Source organism: Aeromonas sp. QDB56 (assembly GCF_027705505.1).
Taxonomy (GTDB): Bacteria; Pseudomonadota; Gammaproteobacteria; order Enterobacterales; family Aeromonadaceae; genus Aeromonas; species Aeromonas caviae.
In genome coordinates, this window is the sequence record NZ_JAPDBZ010000030.1 from 17,511 (window position 1) to 34,395 (window position 16,885).

The 16,885-nt window shown below is 62.5% G+C and carries 21 protein-coding genes; 15 read left to right on the plus strand and 6 right to left on the minus strand.

Annotated features, from left to right (window positions below; translation table 11 throughout):
• Nucleotides 1-17: 17 nt before the first annotated feature.
• The 6 genes from gluQRS (at nucleotide 18) to OKB81_RS07235 (ending at nucleotide 5,153) form a co-directional block, all read left to right on the plus strand.
• Nucleotides 18-920, plus strand: a complete 903-nt coding sequence (gluQRS, locus tag OKB81_RS07210; protein ID WP_160837803.1) for a tRNA glutamyl-Q(34) synthetase GluQRS — start codon at nucleotides 18-20, stop codon at nucleotides 918-920.
• A gap of 100 nt (nucleotides 921-1,020) precedes the next feature.
• Nucleotides 1,021-2,511, plus strand: coding sequence for a polynucleotide adenylyltransferase PcnB (pcnB, locus tag OKB81_RS07215; protein WP_160837801.1), 1,491 nt, complete (start codon nucleotides 1,021-1,023; stop codon nucleotides 2,509-2,511).
• A 10-nt stretch (nucleotides 2,512-2,521) separates the two neighbouring features.
• Nucleotides 2,522-3,019 carry a 2-amino-4-hydroxy-6-hydroxymethyldihydropteridine diphosphokinase gene (gene folK, locus OKB81_RS07220; protein ID WP_160837799.1) on the plus strand — a complete coding sequence of 166 codons (498 nt, stop codon included), beginning with the start codon at nucleotides 2,522-2,524 and terminating at the stop codon, nucleotides 3,017-3,019.
• Nucleotides 3,020-3,039: 20 nt separating this feature from the next.
• Nucleotides 3,040-3,834 carry a 3-methyl-2-oxobutanoate hydroxymethyltransferase gene (panB, locus tag OKB81_RS07225; RefSeq protein ID WP_042864977.1) on the plus strand — a complete coding sequence of 265 codons (795 nt, stop codon included), beginning with the start codon at nucleotides 3,040-3,042 and terminating at the stop codon, nucleotides 3,832-3,834.
• 96 nt (nucleotides 3,835-3,930) lie between these two features.
• Nucleotides 3,931-4,785, plus strand: a complete 855-nt coding sequence (gene panC / locus OKB81_RS07230) for a pantoate--beta-alanine ligase (RefSeq protein WP_160837797.1) — start codon at nucleotides 3,931-3,933, stop codon at nucleotides 4,783-4,785.
• Nucleotides 4,786-4,805: 20 nt separating this feature from the next.
• Nucleotides 4,806-5,153: a putative quinol monooxygenase gene (locus tag OKB81_RS07235; RefSeq protein WP_010675576.1), complete on the plus strand. Its 348-nt coding sequence runs from the start codon at nucleotides 4,806-4,808 to the stop codon at nucleotides 5,151-5,153.
• 60 nt (nucleotides 5,154-5,213) lie between these two features.
• On the opposite strand, the gene OKB81_RS07240 is transcribed toward OKB81_RS07235, so the two are convergent.
• The 3 genes from OKB81_RS07240 to hpt form a co-directional block, all read right to left on the minus strand.
• Nucleotides 5,214-5,987 carry an ABC transporter permease gene (locus OKB81_RS07240; protein ID WP_160837795.1) on the minus strand — a complete coding sequence of 258 codons (774 nt, stop codon included), beginning with the start codon at nucleotides 5,985-5,987 and terminating at the stop codon, nucleotides 5,214-5,216.
• Complete coding sequence (locus tag OKB81_RS07245) at nucleotides 5,984-6,901, minus strand: ABC transporter ATP-binding protein (RefSeq protein ID WP_039040845.1); 918 nt, start codon at nucleotides 6,899-6,901, stop codon at nucleotides 5,984-5,986. The genes OKB81_RS07240 and OKB81_RS07245 overlap by 4 nt, the downstream gene beginning before the upstream one ends.
• Nucleotides 6,902-7,013: 112 nt before the next feature.
• Nucleotides 7,014-7,544 (minus strand): hypoxanthine phosphoribosyltransferase, encoded by a 531-nt coding sequence (gene hpt, locus OKB81_RS07250; RefSeq protein ID WP_010675579.1) that lies wholly within the window; start codon nucleotides 7,542-7,544, stop codon nucleotides 7,014-7,016.
• A 201-nt stretch (nucleotides 7,545-7,745) separates the two neighbouring features.
• Between hpt and OKB81_RS07255 the strand changes: the two genes are divergently transcribed.
• Entirely contained in the window at nucleotides 7,746-8,360 is a 615-nt protein-coding gene (locus OKB81_RS07255) for a TetR/AcrR family transcriptional regulator (RefSeq protein ID WP_029314803.1), read from the plus strand.
• 72 nt (nucleotides 8,361-8,432) lie between these two features.
• Here OKB81_RS07255 and OKB81_RS07260 read toward each other — a convergent pair whose 3' ends face one another.
• Nucleotides 8,433-9,044: a flavin prenyltransferase UbiX gene (locus OKB81_RS07260; protein WP_042864976.1), complete on the minus strand. Its 612-nt coding sequence runs from the start codon at nucleotides 9,042-9,044 to the stop codon at nucleotides 8,433-8,435.
• Nucleotides 9,041-10,411: a UDP-N-acetylmuramate:L-alanyl-gamma-D-glutamyl-meso-diaminopimelate ligase gene (mpl, locus tag OKB81_RS07265; RefSeq protein ID WP_039040843.1), complete on the minus strand. Its 1,371-nt coding sequence runs from the start codon at nucleotides 10,409-10,411 to the stop codon at nucleotides 9,041-9,043. The genes OKB81_RS07260 and mpl overlap by 4 nt, the downstream gene beginning before the upstream one ends.
• A gap of 233 nt (nucleotides 10,412-10,644) precedes the next feature.
• On the opposite strand from mpl, the gene ppa reads away from it, so the two are divergent.
• Nucleotides 10,645-11,175 (plus strand): inorganic diphosphatase, encoded by a 531-nt coding sequence (gene ppa, locus OKB81_RS07270; protein WP_005335667.1) that lies wholly within the window; start codon nucleotides 10,645-10,647, stop codon nucleotides 11,173-11,175.
• 26 nt (nucleotides 11,176-11,201) lie between these two features.
• Here the strand turns inward: ppa and OKB81_RS07275 are convergent, their stop codons facing one another.
• Nucleotides 11,202-11,552, minus strand: a complete 351-nt coding sequence (locus OKB81_RS07275) for a hypothetical protein (protein ID WP_010675583.1) — start codon at nucleotides 11,550-11,552, stop codon at nucleotides 11,202-11,204.
• Nucleotides 11,553-11,675: 123 nt separating this feature from the next.
• On the opposite strand from OKB81_RS07275, the gene OKB81_RS07280 reads away from it, so the two are divergent.
• The 7 genes from OKB81_RS07280 (at nucleotide 11,676) to OKB81_RS07310 (ending at nucleotide 16,773) form a co-directional block, all read left to right on the plus strand.
• A complete protein-coding gene (locus OKB81_RS07280) occupies nucleotides 11,676-12,554 on the plus strand; it encodes a hypothetical protein (protein ID WP_270805187.1) in 879 nt (292 codons plus the stop codon).
• Between the two features lie 204 nt (nucleotides 12,555-12,758).
• On the plus strand, nucleotides 12,759-13,301 hold the full coding sequence (locus OKB81_RS07285; RefSeq protein ID WP_104454729.1) for a YtfJ family protein: 543 nt from the start codon (nucleotides 12,759-12,761) through the stop codon (nucleotides 13,299-13,301).
• A gap of 43 nt (nucleotides 13,302-13,344) precedes the next feature.
• Entirely contained in the window at nucleotides 13,345-13,635 is a 291-nt protein-coding gene (locus tag OKB81_RS07290) for a hypothetical protein (RefSeq protein WP_080988551.1), read from the plus strand.
• 36 nt (nucleotides 13,636-13,671) lie between these two features.
• The gene (locus tag OKB81_RS07295) at nucleotides 13,672-14,268 is read left to right on the plus strand and encodes a DUF2796 domain-containing protein (protein ID WP_042016313.1); all 597 of its coding nucleotides are present in this window, start codon (nucleotides 13,672-13,674) and stop codon (nucleotides 14,266-14,268) included.
• A 4-nt stretch (nucleotides 14,269-14,272) separates the two neighbouring features.
• Nucleotides 14,273-14,959 (plus strand): ABC transporter ATP-binding protein, encoded by a 687-nt coding sequence (locus OKB81_RS07300; protein WP_039040841.1) that lies wholly within the window; start codon nucleotides 14,273-14,275, stop codon nucleotides 14,957-14,959.
• 58 nt (nucleotides 14,960-15,017) lie between these two features.
• The gene (locus OKB81_RS07305) at nucleotides 15,018-16,265 is read left to right on the plus strand and encodes an ABC transporter permease (RefSeq protein WP_160839442.1); all 1,248 of its coding nucleotides are present in this window, start codon (nucleotides 15,018-15,020) and stop codon (nucleotides 16,263-16,265) included.
• A 31-nt stretch (nucleotides 16,266-16,296) separates the two neighbouring features.
• Nucleotides 16,297-16,773, plus strand: a complete 477-nt coding sequence (locus OKB81_RS07310; RefSeq protein ID WP_010675589.1) for a DUF3299 domain-containing protein — start codon at nucleotides 16,297-16,299, stop codon at nucleotides 16,771-16,773.
• Nucleotides 16,774-16,885 lie beyond the last annotated feature (112 nt).

Below are 16,885 nucleotides of genomic sequence, written 5' to 3' on the forward strand. Positions count from 1 at the left end.
CGCCTACCCGAATTGCCATGGTCATGACATCCCCCCCCTCCCGACGCCCCTATGTGGGCCGCTTCGCCCCCTCCCCGTCCGGTCCGCTCCACTTCGGATCCCTGGTCGCCGCCCTTGGCAGCTTCTTGCAGGCCAGGGCGCAGCAGGGCCGCTGGCTGGTGCGCATCGAAGACATCGACCCCCCGCGGGAGATGCCGGGAGCCGCTGACCTTATCCTCACCACCCTGGAGGCACACGGTCTTGGCTGGGATGGGGAGGTGATGTTCCAGAGCGCGCGCCATGGCCGCTATGACGAGATCATCGATCAGCTCTATCGGGCCGGGGATCTCTACTGGTGCCGCTGTACCCGGCGCGAAATCATGGCCGCAGGGGGATTCTACAACGGTCATTGCCGCGCCCTGGGGCTGACCGCCGGGGGGTGTGCCGCCCGTTTGCGCCAGCACCACCCGGTCTATCGGTTCGAGGATGCGCTTCAGGGAGAGATCTCCGTCCCCGCAGCGCTGGCGAAGGAGGACTTCATCGTGCGCCGCCGGGACGGGCTCTACGCCTACAACCTGGCGGTGGTGGTGGATGACATGGACAGCGGCATCACCGAGATCGTCCGCGGCGCCGATCTGCTGGAACCCACGGTGCGCCAGATTGCCCTCTACCAGACTCTGGGGGCTGCCGTCCCCGATTGGGTGCACCTGCCGCTGGCGGTGCAAGCGGATGGCAACAAGCTCTCCAAGCAGAACCATGCGCCGGCGCTGTCGCAGGACGAGGTACGACCGGCCCTGTGGCAGGCGCTGCACTTTCTCGGTCAGTGCCCGCCGCCCGAGCTGATGGCGAGCCGTATCGACGAGATCATCGGCTGGGGCATCGCCCACTGGCAGCTGGCCCGGGTGCCCCGCCAGCAGAAGATCCCGCAAGGGCAAAGCTAGCCCCGGCTGCATTTCTTGCCCCAAAAGGACCAATCAAGGGGAAGCAGGCCACACCGTTTCTCATTTGGTTGGGGCTGAGCTATGATAGGCCGCTATTTTTTTGGCCTCCCGTCAATTTAAAGTCATAACGAGGTGTACCATTTTTTCCCAGATCGCAAACTTTTGCCGCAAAGTGCTCGGCAAGGAAGACGGCGAGCAGTCGGTGGAGTCCCCCATTCCGGCCCGTGTCGCCGGACAGCGCCGTACCTTGAGCCGTGACCAGCACCCGATTTCGCGCAAAGAGATCAGCGAGAATGCCCTCAAGGTGCTCTATCGCCTGAACAAGGGGGGCTATGAGGCCTACCTGGTCGGCGGCGGCGTCCGTGACCTGCTGCTCGGGAAGACCCCCAAGGATTTCGACATCGCCACCGACGCGACGCCGGAGCAGATCAAGGCGCTGTTCAGCAACTGCCGCCTCATCGGCCGCCGTTTCCGCCTGGCCCACATCGTCTTTGGTCGTGACGTGATCGAAGTGGCCACCTTCCGGGGTCACCACCATCAGGTCAATACCAGCAAGCATGTGTCGGCCCAGTCCGATGAAGGCATGCTGCTGCGGGACAACGTCTACGGCACCATCGAAGAGGATGCCGAGCGTCGCGACTTTACCGTCAACGCCCTCTACTACAGCGCCAAGGATTTCACCCTGCACGATTTCGAGGGTGGGCTGGAAGATCTGGCCGCGCGCAGGCTGGATCTCATCGGTGACCCCGAGACCCGTTACCGGGAAGATCCGGTGCGGATGCTGCGCGCCGTGCGCTTCGCCGCCAAGCTCGACATGACCATCAGCCCGCGTACCGCCGCCCCCATCCGGGAGCTGGCCCCGCTGCTGCAGGACATCCCGGCCGCTCGCCTGTTCGAGGAGACCCTCAAGCTATTCCTGGCGGGGGACGGTCTGGCCACCTACAAGTTGCTGCGGGAATACGGGCTGTTCCAGCCGCTGTTCCCCCAGGTAGCCGCCCTGTTCACGCCCCACGGCAACTCGCCCTACGAGCAGTTCATCGAGCAGGCGCTGATGGACACCGATACCCGGGTCCGTGAAGAGAAGCGCGTCACTCCCGCCTTCCTCTACGCCACCCTGCTGTGGGGTGCCGTCGAGGCCCGCGGCCGCGTGCTGGAAAACGAGAGCGGCCTGCCCTGGTACGATGCCTTCATGCTGGCCATCAACGAGGTGCTGGACAACCAGGTGCGGATCATCGCCGTGCCACGCCGCTTCACCACGGACGTGCGCGACATCTGGGCCCTGCAACAGCGCCTGACCCGCCGCCAGGGCAAGCACCCCGAGCGCGCCATGGAGCACCCGAAATTCCGTGCGGCCTTCGACTTCCTGTTGCTGCGCAACCGGGTCGAGCGCGGCCTCGGCGAGCTGTCGAGCTGGTGGGAGCGCTATGTGGCCTCCAACCCGGATGTGCGCCCGCAACTGCAACGGGAGGCGACCCGCCGCCCGGCGAGCGGCGAGCGCGCCGACTCCCGCAGCGGTGATGGCGAGAAGCGCAGCGGCAATGGCCGCAACCGCCGTCGCCCCCGTCGCCGCAAGCCGAAGTCTGCAGAGTAAGGATCCGCCGATGATCGAGGTCTTCGTCGCCATCGGCTCCAACCTGGCCGACCCCCTCGGCCAGGCTCGTCGCGCCATCGCCGCGCTGGCAACCCTGCCCGAGTCCGAGCTGCGGCAGACCTCCCGCCTTTACGGCAGCCGCCCCATGGGCCCTGCGGATCAGCCGGACTACGTCAATGCCGTGGCGCGCCTTGCCACCCGCCTCAGCCCTCTGGCGCTGCTGGACGAGCTGCAGCGCATCGAGCAGGCACAGGGGCGAGTGCGCAAGGATGAGCGCTGGGGCCCCCGGACCCTGGATCTCGATCTGCTGCTGTACGGCGACGAGGTCATCCGGCATGAGCGCCTGACGGTGCCTCACTATGGCATGAAGGAGCGGGAGTTCGTCCTGCTGCCCCTTGCCGAGATAGCCCCTTCCCTGGTGCTGCCCTGCGGCACCCCGCTCACCGAACTGGTTGCCCGCTGCCCGCGCAATGGACTCGTGATCCTGGCCGGTGCAGCAGGCGAGTAGAGAAGAGTAGGAACAACGTAATGAGCAAGATCACCATTACCCACCTGCAGAAGATGAAGCAGGACGGACAGAAAATCACCGCCATCACCGCCTATGACGCGACCTTCGCCAAGCTGTTCGACGACGAGGGCGCCCAGGTGCTGCTCATCGGCGACTCCCTCGGCATGGTATTGCAGGGCGGAGACGACACCCTGGCGGTCAGCATGGACGAGATGGTCTATCACACCCGCTGCGTGGTGCGCGGCACCACCAATGCCCTGGTGGTGACCGACATGCCGTTCATGAGCTATGCCACCCCGGAGCAGACCTACCAGAACGCGGCGCGCCTGATGGCGGCCGGTGCCCGCATGGTGAAGATGGAAGGGGGGGACTGGCTGTGTGACTCCATCCGCCACCTGACCCGTAACGGGGTGCCGGTGTGCGGCCATCTCGGCCTGACCCCGCAATCCGTCCACGTGTTTGGTGGCTTCAAGGTGCAGGGGCGCGACGAGTTCCACGCCCAGGAGATCTACCGCCAGGCGCTGGAACTGCAAGCGGCCGGCATCCAGTTGCTGGTGCTCGAGTGCGTGCCCGTCTCTCTGGCAGAGCGCATCACCAAGGCGCTGCGCATTCCGGTGATCGGCATCGGTGCCGGCCCTGCCACCGACGGCCAGATCCTGGTGATGCACGATGCCTTCGGCATCACCTCCGGTTATGTGCCCAAGTTCACCAAGAACTTCCTGGCCGAGACCGGTGACATGCGTGCCGCCATTCGTCTCTATGTGCAGCAGGTGAGCGAGGGGACCTTCCCCGGCCCCGAGCACTGCTTCAACTGACTTTCTGTCGTCATGAGCGCGGGGGCCTGTGCCCCCGTCTCGCCCTCTCCCCTGACGACCCCCTCTTTTATTGATTCATCTGAAGGTGAACTGACGATGTTGGTTGTGAACAATTCCACCGCGCTGCGCGAGCAGATCGGTCAATGGCATCGCGAAGGCCGCGCCATCGCATTCGTGCCCACCATGGGCAATCTGCATCAGGGTCATCTCACCCTGGTCGAGGAGGCCCGCCGCCATGGCGACAAGGTGGTGGTCAGCATCTTTGTGAACCCCTTGCAGTTCGACAAGGCCGAGGATCTCGCCAACTACCCCCGCACCCTGGAGCAGGATTGCGCCGCCCTGGAGGCCGCCGGTGTGGACCTGGTCTTCACCCCGACGCCGGAGATCATGTATCCCCAGGGGCTCGCCAGCCAGACCTTCGTCGAGGTGCCCGGCATCTCCAGCCTGCTGGAAGGGGCGCTGCGTCCGGGGCATTTTCGCGGGGTCAGCACAGTCGTCACCAAGCTGTTCAATCTGGTACAGCCGAACGTGGCCTGCTTTGGCGAGAAGGATTACCAGCAGCTCGCGCTCATTCGCAAGATGGTGGCCGACATGGCCATGCCCATCGAGATCGTGGGCGTACCGACCGTGCGGGCCGAAGACGGGCTGGCCCTCTCTTCGCGCAACGGCTATCTGACCGCTGCCGAACGGGCCATCGCCCCCGAGCTCGCGCGCACCATGAACTGGATTGCCGAGCAGATTGAAGCGGGGAACAGTCACCTCCCCTCCCTGGTTGCCCAGGCCAGCCAACGCCTCGACAACGCGGGATTCAGGACGGATGCCATCGACATCGTCGATGCCGACACCCTGGAATCCGCCAGCGCCGAGAGCCAGCGCCTGGTGATCCTGATGGCCGCCTATCTGGGCAAGGCCCGCCTCATCGACAACCGGGTCGTCGCCCTGCGGGGTTGAGACACGGCAAGGAGACCACGATGTCCAAGAAGGTTTACTGCATCGCCCAGTTCCAGCCCAAGCCGGGCCAGGAGCAGGCCCTGTTCCGCGTCCTGCAAGGGCTCGAACCCGACACCCTGCGTGAAGATGGCTGCCTGCAGTACATCGTCACCCGCCATATCCAGAGCCCCTTTGCCGAGGGGGAGAGCTTCCCCATCGTCTTCAACGAGATCTGGCGCGACATGGCGAGCTTCGAGGCCCACTGCCAGCGCGCCGGTATCAAGGCCTTCTTCGAGCGCTACTGCCTCGCGGATGATGGCCTCGCGGCCAAGTGGAACGTCTGCGTCTACAGCGACGAGCCGGCGGACTACGATGCCCCGGCCCTCTGAGGCCGAAACGTGCAAATAAAAAGGCGCCCGAGGGCGCCTTTTTGCTGGCGGGTGTGCGCCTCAGTGGCGCAGACCGGTGCCGCGGGAGATGAGCCACCAGGCCATCCCGTAGAGTACCAGGATGAAGCCGATGATGATGAGATAGGCAGTGCCGAGGGGCACGTCGGAGATCCCGAGGAAGCCGTAGCGGAACGCGTTCACCATGTAGATGATGGGGTTCACCTGGGATACCCCCTGCCAGAACGGCGGCAGCAGGGTGATGGAGTAGAAGACGCCCCCCAGATAGGTCAGGGGAGTCAGGATGAAGGTCGGGATGATGCTGATGTCATCGAACGACTTCGCGAACACCGCGTTGATGAGCCCCCCCAGGGAGAAGAGGATGGAGGTGAGCAGCACGGTCATGCAGACGCTGAACAGGTGATGGATCTGCAGCGGCACGAAGAACAGCGACACCAGGGTGACGATGAGGCCGACACAGAGGCCGCGCGCCACGCCACCGCCCACATACCCCGCGATGATGATGTAGTTGGGCACCGGCGCCACCAGCAGCTCCTCCACGTTGCGCTGGAACTTGGCGCTGTAGAAGGAGGAGGCGACGTTGGAGTAGGAGTTGGTGATGACCGACATCATGATGAGGCCGGGCACGATGAACTCCATGTAGCTGAAGCCACCCATGTCACCGATGCGCGAGCCGATGAGGTTGCCGAAGATGACGAAGTAGAGGCTCATGGTGATGGCGGGCGGCACCAGGGTCTGGATCCAGATCCGGGTGAAGCGGCTCACTTCCTTGGCCAGAATGCTCTTGAAGGCGATGTAATAGGTCATGGGGTTCATGCTTTGCGACCCTCCTCTACCAGATTGACGAACAGCTCTTCCAGCCGGTTCGCCTTGTTGCGCATGCTGAGCACCTTCACCCCCTGGGCGGAGAGCTGCTCGAACAGGCTGTTGAGGGACTGGCTCTTCTCCAGCTCCACTTCCAGGGTGTTCTCATCCTGCATCCGGCCGTTGAACTCGGGCAGGGCCGGCACGGTGGAGCCCGGCACCAGATCCAGCAGGAAGGTCTCGCGACCCAGCTTGCCGAGCAAGCTCTTCATGCTGGTGTTCTCGATGAGACGGCCCTTGTCGATGATGCCGATGTTGCGGCACAGCATCTCGGCCTCTTCCAAGTAGTGGGTGGTCAGGATGATGGTCACCCCCTGCTCGTTGAGATCCTTGAGGAAACTCCACATGGAACGGCGGATCTCGATGTCCACCCCGGCGGTCGGCTCATCCAGGATCAGCAGCTTGGGCTCATGCATCAGGGCGCGGGCGATCATCAATCGGCGCTTCATGCCACCGGAGAGAGTGCGAGCCGCCATGTCGCGCTTGTCCCACAGATCGAGCTGGCGCAGGTACTTCTCGGCGCGCACCTTGGCCTCGGCCCGCGGCACTCCATAGAAACCGGCCTGGTGAGTCACTATCTGGCTCACCTTCTCGAACTGGCTGAAGTTGAACTCCTGGGGCACCAGACCGAGCTGGGACTTGGCCAGCTCCAGATCGGTATCGATGTCATGACCGAATACCTTCACCTTGCCGGCACTCTTGTTGACCAGTGAGCTGATCACGCCGATGGTGGTGGATTTGCCCGCCCCGTTGGGACCGAGCAGGGCGAAGAAATCCCCCTGTTTGACGGTGAGATCGATGCCCTTGAGGGCTTCGACGCCCCCCTGATAGGTCTTCTTCAGACCGCTGATTTCCAATGCGTTCATTGCAACCCCTGTGATGGATGAGCCCATCTCGAGACAGAAAAGGCGGCTGTGACGCCGCCTGAAGACAGTCGATGGCGGGCCGGCCAGCCTGCCTTGCTACTTCGGACCCGGCTTACTCTTGCGGTACCACCTTGCCAATGAAAGGCAGGTTACGGTACTTCTGGGCGTAGTCAATGCCACAGCCCACCACGAACTCGTCCGGGATGGAGAAGCCAAGCCAGTCCACCGGCACCTGAACCTCGCGGCGGGACGGTTTGTCCAGCAAGGTGCAGATGGCCAGGGATTTCGGCTCGCGCAGGGAGAGGATCTCGCGCACCTTGTTGAGGGTGTAACCGGTGTCGATGATGTCCTCCACGATCACCACGTCCTTGCCTTTGATGTCGTCATCCAGATCCTTGAGGATGCGCACGTCACGGGTGCTGTGCATGCCGGAGCCATAGCTGGAGGCAGTCATAAAGTCCAGGGTGATGGGCAACTGGCACTGACGGCAGAGATCCGCCAGGAAGACGCAGGAGCCGCGCAACAGGCCGATCATGACCACTTCCTCGGAGCCCTGGTAACGGGCGGTAATCTCTTCACCCAGCGTGGCGATCCGGGCTGCAACCTCGGCCTCGGGGATCATCACCTCGACAATGTGTTTCATCACATACTCCAATAATGACCAAAGGGTTATTGGCCGTTCATTAACGTCAAAACCGAGGATTCTACCACTCCAACCAGTGGGCGTCAGGCATACGTGATGCTTTTATCGGCTTATTTTAATTGATAGAGTTAGCAAGCCTTCGGGCATTATCGGTGACAATACTATAAACACCATAATCAATAACTATTAGATGAAAAAACTATGGAACCACGCGCAGAAATAAGACGTCGAACCCGGCTTTCGCCGGAGGCTCGCCGTGATCAATTGATGGAGTGTGCCGTCGAGGTATTTTCCCGTCGCGGCATCGGCCGTGCCGGGCATGCCGAAATAGCCGAACAGGCAAAGGTCTCGGTTGCGACCGTTTTTAACTATTTCAATACTCGTGAAGATCTGGTCGACGAAGTGCTGACAGAAATCGAAGCCTTCGTACAGCAGATCCTCGAACAGGCCTACAACGGTCAGGGCTCCGCCAGGGAGAGCATTCACCGCCACGTGAAGCTGTTCGTTGACGCCGCCTATGACAAGCCCGATCACGCCAGCATCTGGCTGGAGTGGAGCTCCTCGGTGCGGGAAGAAGTGTGGCCTCGCTACACCCGGCTGCTGGACAAGGCGCTGGAGCGCATTGCCCCCCACCTGCAACGGGCCATCGACAACGGCGAGATCCAGAGCGTGCTGTCGGCGCAGGATCTGGCCCGCTCCCTGACCGGTTTTGGCTATGTGATGATGCAGATGATCAATCAGCCGCAGCGTCCGAGCCGGGAAGAGGTGACGGATTTCCTGTTCAAGTACGTGACGGCCCCCATCCAGGCCAGCTGACTCGTGCAGATGTTGACAAAGCGGCGCCGGGCTTTACAGCCTGGCGCCGCTTTTTGTCCGCTCCCCGCCGTATCAGTGGTTTGCATAACCCCAGCGACTGGTCAACTCATGCTCGACACCCAGGTGGTCGAGGATGCGGGCGACCATGAAGTCCACCAGATCTTCGATGCTTTTGGGTTCATGGTAGAACCCTGGCGCCGCCGGCATGATGGTCACGCCAAGACGGGCAAGCTTGAGCATGTTCTCCAGATGGATCGCCGAGAAGGGGCTCTCCCGGGGCACCAGAATCAGCTGGCCGCGCTCCTTGATCACCACGTCCGCCGCCCGCTCCAGCAGGTTGTCCGAGGTGCCGTTGGCGATCGCCGAGACGGTGCCCATGGAGCAGGGACAGACCACCATCTGTTTGGGGGCCGCCGAGCCGGAGGCCACCGGCGAGAACCACTCCTCCTTGCCGCAGGCGACGATCTGACCCTCTTTGGCACCATAATGGCGACAGAGGTACGCCGACAGCTCCCTGGGGGAGCCCGGCCAATCCTGCTGCTGCTCGGTCTTGAGCACAACCCTGGCCGCCGAGGAGGCGAGCAGGAAGACCCGATAGTCCGCCTGCACCAGGCATTCCAGCAGGCGCAGGGCATAGGGAGCGCCGGAGGCACCGGTCAGCGCCAGAGTGATGGCCTTGTTCATGATGCGCTCTGCAGCTCCTTGAGGCGGGCGATCAGCTTGTCGTGAATGCCGCCAAACCCGCCGTTGCTCATGATCAGAATATGATCCCCTGGGCGGCTCTCGGCCACCAGGGCGCCAATCAGGGCATCAAGGGCCTCGAATACCCGGGCAGGCCGGGTCATGTGGGCCGTCACCTCCCCCAGATCCCAGCCGATGTTGGGGGGCTGGAAGAAGAACACCTCGTCGGCACCGTCGAAGCAACCGGCCAGCTCCTCCTTGTGAACCCCGAGCTTCATGGTGTTGGAGCGGGGCTCCAGCACCGCCAGGATGCGGGCCTTGCCCACCTTGGCGCGCAGGCCGCCCAGGGTGGTCTCGATGGCGGTGGGGTGGTGAGCGAAGTCATCGTAGACGCTGATGCCGGCCACTTCCCCTTTCAGCTCCATGCGCCGCTTGGGGGACTTGAACTGGCAGAGGGCGTTGATCCCGTGCTCCACCATGACACCGGCATGGCGGGCGGCGGCGATGGCCATCAGACCGTTGTTGACGTTGTGCTCTCCGATGCACTCCCAGTGCACCTCCCCCTGTTTCACGCCATCCAGCCACACCTCGAAGGCGGAGCCGTCATCGGCCAGCTTCACCGCCTTCCACTTGGCGTCGTCCTGGCCCACCAGCTCCACCTCGCTCCAGCAGCCCATCTCGCGCACGGCGGTAAGGTTGTCATCACCTTTGGGGAAGAGCACCCGGCCGTTGCTCGGCACGGTGCGCATCAGGTGGTGGAACTGGCGCTGGATGGCGGCGAGATCCGGGAAGATGTCAGCGTGGTCGAACTCCAGGTTGTTCATCACCAGGGTGCGCGGGTGGTAGTGGACAAACTTGGATCGCTTGTCGAAGAAGGCGCAGTCATATTCGTCCGCTTCAATCACAAAGAAGGGAGCCGAGCCGAGACGGGCGGAAACCGGGAAGTTGCCCGGCACGCCGCCGATGAGGAAACCGGGTTCCAGCTTGGCATACTCCAGCACCCAGGCCAGCATGCTGGCGGTGGTGGTCTTGCCATGGGTGCCCGCGACGGCCAGCACCCAGCGATCCTTCAGCACGTGCTCCAGCAGCCACTGAGGGCCGGAGATATAGGGCAGATTGCGGTCCAGCACATATTCCACACAGGGGTTGCCACGGCTCATGGCATTGCCGATCACCACCAGATCCGGCGCCGGATCGAGCTGGGAGGGGTCGTAGCCTTCGGTCAGTTCGATGCCCTGTTGCTCGAGCTGGGTGCTCATGGGGGGATAGACGTTGGCGTCAGAGCCGGTCACCCGATAGCCAAGCTGTTTTGCCAACACCGCCAGACCACCCATGAAGGTGCCGCAGATCCCGAGAATGTGAATGTGCATACCGCTGCCTTTTCCAGTAAAGGGAGTGCGCATTCTAGGGTCTGTTGACCCGGTGGCACAAGCCGCGCCCATGGGGAGCGAAGGCATCGGCGCCCGCAGACGACAGAAATCGGGCAAGCGCGGGGAAAAGCCACCCTCCACCACGCCACCCGGCCCTTGAAATATGGTCATTTGACGGGACATCGCTATAATGTCGGCCTGCAAACTTGACTCCAACACTCAAAGGAAACGTCATGAGCCTGAACCTGGTACCGGCCGGCAAGAGCCTGCCTGACGACATCTACGTCATCATCGAAATCCCGCAGAACGCCGACCCGATCAAATACGAAGTCGACAAGGACAGCGGCGCCATCTTCGTTGACCGTTTCATGTCCACCCCGATGTTCTACCCGTGCAACTACGGTTACGTGAACGCCACCCTGTCCCTGGACGGGGATCCGGTCGACGTGCTGGTTCCGACTCCCTACCCGCTGCTGGCCGGCTCCGTCATCCGTTGCCGCCCGGTCGGTGTGCTGAAGATGACCGACGAATCAGGCGAAGACGCCAAGATCGTGGCCGTTCCCCACTCCAAGCTGACCAAGCAGTACGATCACATCCAGGATGTGAACGATCTGCCCGAGTTGCTGAAAGCTCAGATCCAGCACTTCTTCGAGCGCTACAAAGAGCTGGAAGCGGGCAAGTGGGTCAAGGTGGAAGGTTGGGGCGACAAGGCCGCTGCCGAAGCCGAGATCAAGACCTCTGCCGAGCGTTACGCTGCAAAATAAGCGTATCCCTCGCAAAAAAAGGCGCCTTATGGCGCCTTTTTTATTGGTCGTTGCGGGGACGCTCCGGGGGGATCCCCCTGGATATAGAGGTCGCGCCCGTTTTGCCGATAGGGGCGGTAATAGTCATCACCGCAGCGATATTCCTGACCGGCACCTCCCACCAGATCGCAGTTGACCGGCAGCACCTCCAGCCACTTGATGGCCTGCTGGAAGCGCAGCCACTCCTGCCATTCATGCTCCCGGGCCAGCTGATCCCGCAGGGCGAAGGTATCCGCGCTGGACAACCCCTGATTGACGATGACCTGCCCCGCCAGCGCCGGCGTGGCCACCAATATCAGCAGAAACCGTGAAACAAGCTTCATGATGATTTCCCCCATGACTTATTTCCTGAATTAAATTTAAAGTCAGATCAGATAATTACCAATATATCTGTCACCAGACCAATCCAAATGCCGGTCACTCACCTAGTTGTTTATTATCGACCCAGGCGGAGGCGCACCATGAAACTGGCACAAGGCTTTCTGTGCAGTCTGCTCTTCGGCACCATGGCGCAGGCCAACGAGATCAACCTGAGCTGGCAGTGGCAATCTGCGGATGGTCAGCAAAAGCACCTGCAATTGACGGCGGATGAGCGCACCTTTTCAGCCAGCCGTCACGAGATGACACAGCTCGACACCGCCCTCAACTTCCCGCTGGAAACACTCTACTCCTACATCAGTCCGCGCCTCTACAACAGCATCAACCAGATCAACCAGCACAGCCCGGAGACGGCCACCAAGTTCCGCAACCTAGAACAGGCCTTTACCCTGCACGACAGCAGCTTCGAATCCGCCCAGTTCTGGCAGGCCTACCGGCAATATCAGGAGGACGCCTTCTACGAAATGCGGGTCCAGCCCTGCGTGCACCCGGCCAACCAGAAGCTGCCCTGTGTGCGCCCCAACTACTCCCAGCTGTTCTATCAGTTCAAGGGAGACCTCAAACCCCTGGCACAGCAGTTTTCGGCCAAGGATCTCGCCACCAGCGTCACCCTGCTGCAGGAGTGGCTGAGCGGCATCCCCACCCCGCCCGAGCAGATGGACCACTTCGCTCCGCCCTTGCAGGCCCTGCAGGACAACAAGGCCGACAGCGACGAGAAGGCGCTGCTCATGGCCAGTCTGCTGGCGGAGCTGGCGCCCCAGTACAGTCTCAGCATCATCTATCCGAACATCAGCATCGGCAGCGTCTCGCCGGCCTGGCTCGCCATCACGGCCGACAGCGGCCTTGAGGGAGACACCCTGGTGATCGGCAATCAGCGCCACGTGCTGCTCACCGGTTCTCCCCTGCTGGCCCAGCAGATGACCATGGCCCAGATTCCCTTGATCAGCGAACCGCTCTACTAGCCTCTTCTGACCATCACTTGCTTTTGATGGATGACATGCCATCCTTGCCGCCGTCATTGGGGGATGGCGCCCATGTTGACAAGATCACCGTCGCACCCTGCATTATTTAACACTTTTTAAACAGATCCGATCAGTTTAGGATGTTCAGGGTCCCATTCCCTCGACCCAAAAATCGTTATAACATCACAAAGGAGTGTCATCCGGATGAAACATCTCGTGCTTACTCTGGCGCTGCTGCCAACCCTGGTCATGGCCCACAACATCAAGGAGTCAACCCAGGTGCCGCTGGTCAACATCAGCGACAAGGGGGAGCTGGTGCTCAAGGAGAAGGAGATCAGCTATCAGCCCTGGCAGAGCAAGGTCCTGACCAGCAAGGTCTTCCTGATCCAGCACATCGCGGGTCGCTCCAGCGCCAAGGAGCTCAATGCCCCCATGATCGAGGCGATCAAGGCGGCCAAGCTGCCCCACGACAAGTACCAGACCGTCACCATCATCAACAGCAATGACGCCATCTGGGGCACGTCCGGTTTCGTGAAGAGCAGTGCCGAGGACAGCAAGAAAGAGTTCCCCTGGTCCGCCATGGTGCTGGATGCCAAGGGGATGGCCCGCAACGCCTGGGCGCTCACCCCGGAAAGTTCGGCCATCATACTGCTGGATAAAGAGGGCAAGGTGCTGTTTGCCAAAGATGGCCAGCTCGATGCCGCCGAGATAACCAAGGTGATGGGGCTCATCCAGTCCCATCTCTGAATCAGAGAGAAGGGCGCTGATGGCGCCCTTTCCACAAGGGTCTATGGGTCGTTCCACACTGACAATCTGGGTGTTGCTGCTGGGCTGGTTGTGGATGCAACCGGTGCTGGCACAGCACCCTCTTGAAGCTGCCCTGCCCGATCACGGTCATGCCTGCACCCTCTGCGTCCTGCATCTGGATGGCAAGCTGGCACTGACACCGACCCCCGTTCTCCCTCCCCTCTCCTCTGGCATCGACCGGTATATCGGCACTCCCCAACCGAGGGCGGCCACCGGCACCACGGGACATCGCCGTATCCGCGCCCCGCCGCCCCTTCATTGTTTCTTTTTTTGAACCAATCTTTTCTCTATTTATTCAAAAGGATTAACGATGAAAGCAGTCACCCTGTTGCTGGCCGCTGCCGCCTTCGGCGCCCAGGCCCATCACGACGAACACGAAAGCCACAGCCACGGTGCCCATGAGCACGGTCACGGCCACCTCAACCTGGTACTCGACGGCAACCAGCTGATGATCGAGTTGCAGGCCCCTGCCGCCGATCTGGTGGGCTTCGAGCATGCCGCCAACACCGATGAGGAGAAAGCGCAGTATGCCAAGGCGGTGGCCCGCCTCCAGCAGCCCGACGCCCTCTTCCGTTTCGACCCTGCCGCCGGCTGCAAGCTGACCCAGCAGGAGCTGCAGGCCGCCAAGGAAGATCATGACCATGAGCACGAGCACGAGCACGAGCACGAGCACGAGCACGACAAGGCTGATGGCGCTCACGATGAACACCATCACGACGACGCGGGCCATGCGGACATGGGAGCCATGTACACCTACACCTGCGCTACCCCGGCCAAGCTCACCGGTCTCGAGGCCACCCTGTTCAGCCTCTACCCGAGCCTGGAGAAGCTGAGCGTGCAGGGCATACTGCCCACCGGCCAGACCGCCGCCGAACTGACTCCGTCCGCCAACAAACTGGGCTGGTAACACCATGAAACATGCCGTGGTTGAGATCCGTGATCTGGCCTTTGCCTGGCCGGGTCACGAAGCCGTCCTCGATCTGCCCGCCCTTCGCATCCACGAGGGTGAGCGCGTCTTCATCAAGGGCCCATCGGGTTGTGGCAAGTCCACCCTGCTCGGGTTGCTGGCCGGTATCCAGACCGCCAACCACGGTACCCTGGAGGTGCTGGGCCAGCCCCTGGCCCGGCTTTCCGGCCGCGCCCGTGACCAGTTCCGGGCGGCCAATCTGGGGTACATCTTCCAGCAGTTCAATCTGCTGCCGTTTCTCTCGGTGCAGGACAACGTCACCGCTGCCCTCACCTTTTCACCCGCCAAGCGGGCCCGCCTGACAGGGAGCCCCGAGCAGGAGGCGCGCCGCCTGCTGGCAGAACTGCAACTGCCGGATGAGGCACTCCATCGCCCCGTCCACGCCCTCAGCATCGGCCAGCAGCAGCGGGTTGCCGCCGCCCGCGCCCTGATAGGCTCCCCTCCTCTGGTGATCGCCGACGAGCCCACCTCGGCCCTGGACACCGACAACCGGGCCGCCTTCATCCGGCTGCTGTTCGAGGAGTGTGACAAGCAGGGATCTACCCTGGTCTTCGTCAGTCACGATCCCTATCTGGAGCCCCTCTTCCCCCGGGTGGAGAACCTGCAACAGCTCAACCGGAGGGCGGCATGACCACACGCCATCATCTCGCAGCCCGTCCGGCCATCTCCCCTTCACTGCGGAGGCTCTCATGCTGAAACTCGCCCTGCAAAGTCTCTGGGCCCGTCGCCTCACCGCCGGGCTCACCCTGCTGGCCGTCGCCATCAGCGTCACCCTGCTGCTCGGGGTGGAGCGGGTGCGCAGTCAGGCACGGGACAGCTTCGCCAACACCGTCTCGGGTACCGATCTCATCGTCGGCGCCCGCTCCGGCCAGGTGAACCTGCTGCTCTATTCGGTGTTTCGCATCGGCAACCCCACCAACAACGTGGGCTGGGACTCCTACCAGGCCATCAAGGCCAGGCCCGGTATTGCCTGGACCATCCCCCTCTCCCTCGGCGACTCCCACAAGGGGTTTCGCGTGCTCGGCACCAATGGGGACTACTTCACCCACCTGAAGTACGGCCAGCAGCAGGCGCTCGTCATGCGCGAAGGTCGCCCCTTCGAAACACCGTTTGAAGCGGTGCTGGGTGCCCAGGTGGCCGAAAAGCTCGGCTATCACCTGGATCAATCCATCGTCATCGCCCATGGCGCCGGCAACACCTCGTTCAGCCAGCATGACAACATGCCGTTCAAAGCGGTGGGGATCCTGGCCCCCACCGGCACCCCCATCGATCGCACCATTCATGTGCCGCTGGCGGGCATAGAGGCGATCCACCTGGGCTGGGACACCGGTCGTCACAGCAAGAACGTGACCCCGGAACAGGCGATGGCGCTGGATCTCACCCCCAAGACCATCACCGCCTTCATGGTGGGGCTGAGCAACCGGATCCTGGCGTTCCAGTTGCAGCGCAGCGTCAACACCTATCCCAGAGAGCCCCTGATGGCCATCCTGCCGGGAGCCGCTCTGCAGGAGCTCTGGGGGCTGATGAGCGTGGCGGAGACCGCCCTGTCGGTGATCGCGGGCTTCGTGGTGGTGGCGGGCCTCATCGGCATGCTGACCACCCTGCTCGCCGGCCTCAACGAGCGGCGCCGCGAGCTCGCCATTCTGCGCTCGCTGGGGGCGGGCCCTGCCCACCTCTTCCTGCTGCTGGCGCTGGAGGCGATGGCGCTCACCACGGCGGGCATCGCCCTCGGGGTGGCCGCGCTCTATCTCGGTCAGGGGCTTGCTAGCCCCTGGCTGCTCAGCCACTATGGCCTGCAAATGAGCCTGGGTCTGCCGAGCGCCTATGAGTGGCAACTGCTGGGCCTGGTCTGGCTGGCGGGCATGGTGATCGGGCTGCTGCCTGCCGCCCGCGCTTACCGCTACAGCCTGAGCGACGGCATGAGCATTCGCGTCTGACCCGACGCATCCGACCAAGAGAGAAGAACAGATGATGAAGTGGAAAATAGTGGCGCTGCTGGCCAGCCTGCTGGTGCTGCCTGCCATGGCTGCAGATTACAAGACCATCGACTGGGATATCCTCATCCCGGAGGGGGAAAAACTGCTGCCACCGCCCCAGGTCAGCCATGATGGCGACTTCTCCTCGGTGCCGCAGCCGGTGGGGGGCGTCAACAAGAAGCTGGACAATCAGGAGGTGCGGATCCCCGGGTTCGTGGTGCCCCTGGAAGGGGATGCCAAGACCATCACCGCCTTCCTGCTGGTCCCCTACTTCGGCGCCTGCATTCACGTGCCGCCCCCGCCCACCAACCAGGTGATCTACGTGAGCTACCCCAAGGGGGCGCCGGTGGATGACCTCTGGGACGCCATCTGGGTCAAGGGCAAGATGCACACCGTCAGCTCCAGCCACGAGATGGCCACCGCTTCCTACTCCATGGACGCGGTCGAGGTCAGCGTCTACGAAGAGTGATCCCCTGATGGCCTCCCCCGGGAGGCCATTTTTTTAGGTTCATCGCGGCTTTCCGGGGAAGGCCGCCTTGATTTTCAGAAAAAAGTATTCTGAGTCCCTAAATCCATATGCC

Bases quoted from the DNA above. Each gene is read 5' to 3' on its own strand.
- mpl (WP_039040843.1), bottom strand. From the start codon at position 10,411: ATGCACATTCACATTCTCGGGATCTGCGGCACCTTCATGGGTGGTCTG.
- panB (WP_042864977.1), top strand. From the start codon at position 3,040: ATGAGCAAGATCACCATTACCCACCTGCAGAAGATGAAGCAGGACGGA.
- OKB81_RS07305 (WP_160839442.1), top strand. From the start codon at position 15,018: ATGCTGAAACTCGCCCTGCAAAGTCTCTGGGCCCGTCGCCTCACCGCC.
- gluQRS (WP_160837803.1), top strand. From the start codon at position 18: ATGGTCATGACATCCCCCCCCTCCCGACGCCCCTATGTGGGCCGCTTC.
- OKB81_RS07310 (WP_010675589.1), top strand. From the start codon at position 16,297: ATGATGAAGTGGAAAATAGTGGCGCTGCTGGCCAGCCTGCTGGTGCTG.
- panC (WP_160837797.1), top strand. From the start codon at position 3,931: ATGTTGGTTGTGAACAATTCCACCGCGCTGCGCGAGCAGATCGGTCAA.
- OKB81_RS07290 (WP_080988551.1), top strand. From the start codon at position 13,345: ATGGGTCGTTCCACACTGACAATCTGGGTGTTGCTGCTGGGCTGGTTG.
- folK (WP_160837799.1), top strand. From the start codon at position 2,522: ATGATCGAGGTCTTCGTCGCCATCGGCTCCAACCTGGCCGACCCCCTC.
- hpt (WP_010675579.1), bottom strand. From the start codon at position 7,544: ATGAAACACATTGTCGAGGTGATGATCCCCGAGGCCGAGGTTGCAGCC.
- OKB81_RS07280 (WP_270805187.1), top strand. From the start codon at position 11,676: ATGAAACTGGCACAAGGCTTTCTGTGCAGTCTGCTCTTCGGCACCATG.
- OKB81_RS07295 (WP_042016313.1), top strand. From the start codon at position 13,672: ATGAAAGCAGTCACCCTGTTGCTGGCCGCTGCCGCCTTCGGCGCCCAG.
- OKB81_RS07285 (WP_104454729.1), top strand. From the start codon at position 12,759: ATGAAACATCTCGTGCTTACTCTGGCGCTGCTGCCAACCCTGGTCATG.
- OKB81_RS07240 (WP_160837795.1), bottom strand. From the start codon at position 5,987: ATGAACCCCATGACCTATTACATCGCCTTCAAGAGCATTCTGGCCAAG.
- OKB81_RS07260 (WP_042864976.1), bottom strand. From the start codon at position 9,044: ATGAACAAGGCCATCACTCTGGCGCTGACCGGTGCCTCCGGCGCTCCC.
- OKB81_RS07235 (WP_010675576.1), top strand. From the start codon at position 4,806: ATGTCCAAGAAGGTTTACTGCATCGCCCAGTTCCAGCCCAAGCCGGGC.
- OKB81_RS07275 (WP_010675583.1), bottom strand. From the start codon at position 11,552: ATGGGGGAAATCATCATGAAGCTTGTTTCACGGTTTCTGCTGATATTG.
- OKB81_RS07255 (WP_029314803.1), top strand. From the start codon at position 7,746: ATGGAACCACGCGCAGAAATAAGACGTCGAACCCGGCTTTCGCCGGAG.
- OKB81_RS07245 (WP_039040845.1), bottom strand. From the start codon at position 6,901: ATGAACGCATTGGAAATCAGCGGTCTGAAGAAGACCTATCAGGGGGGC.
- ppa (WP_005335667.1), top strand. From the start codon at position 10,645: ATGAGCCTGAACCTGGTACCGGCCGGCAAGAGCCTGCCTGACGACATC.
- OKB81_RS07300 (WP_039040841.1), top strand. From the start codon at position 14,273: ATGAAACATGCCGTGGTTGAGATCCGTGATCTGGCCTTTGCCTGGCCG.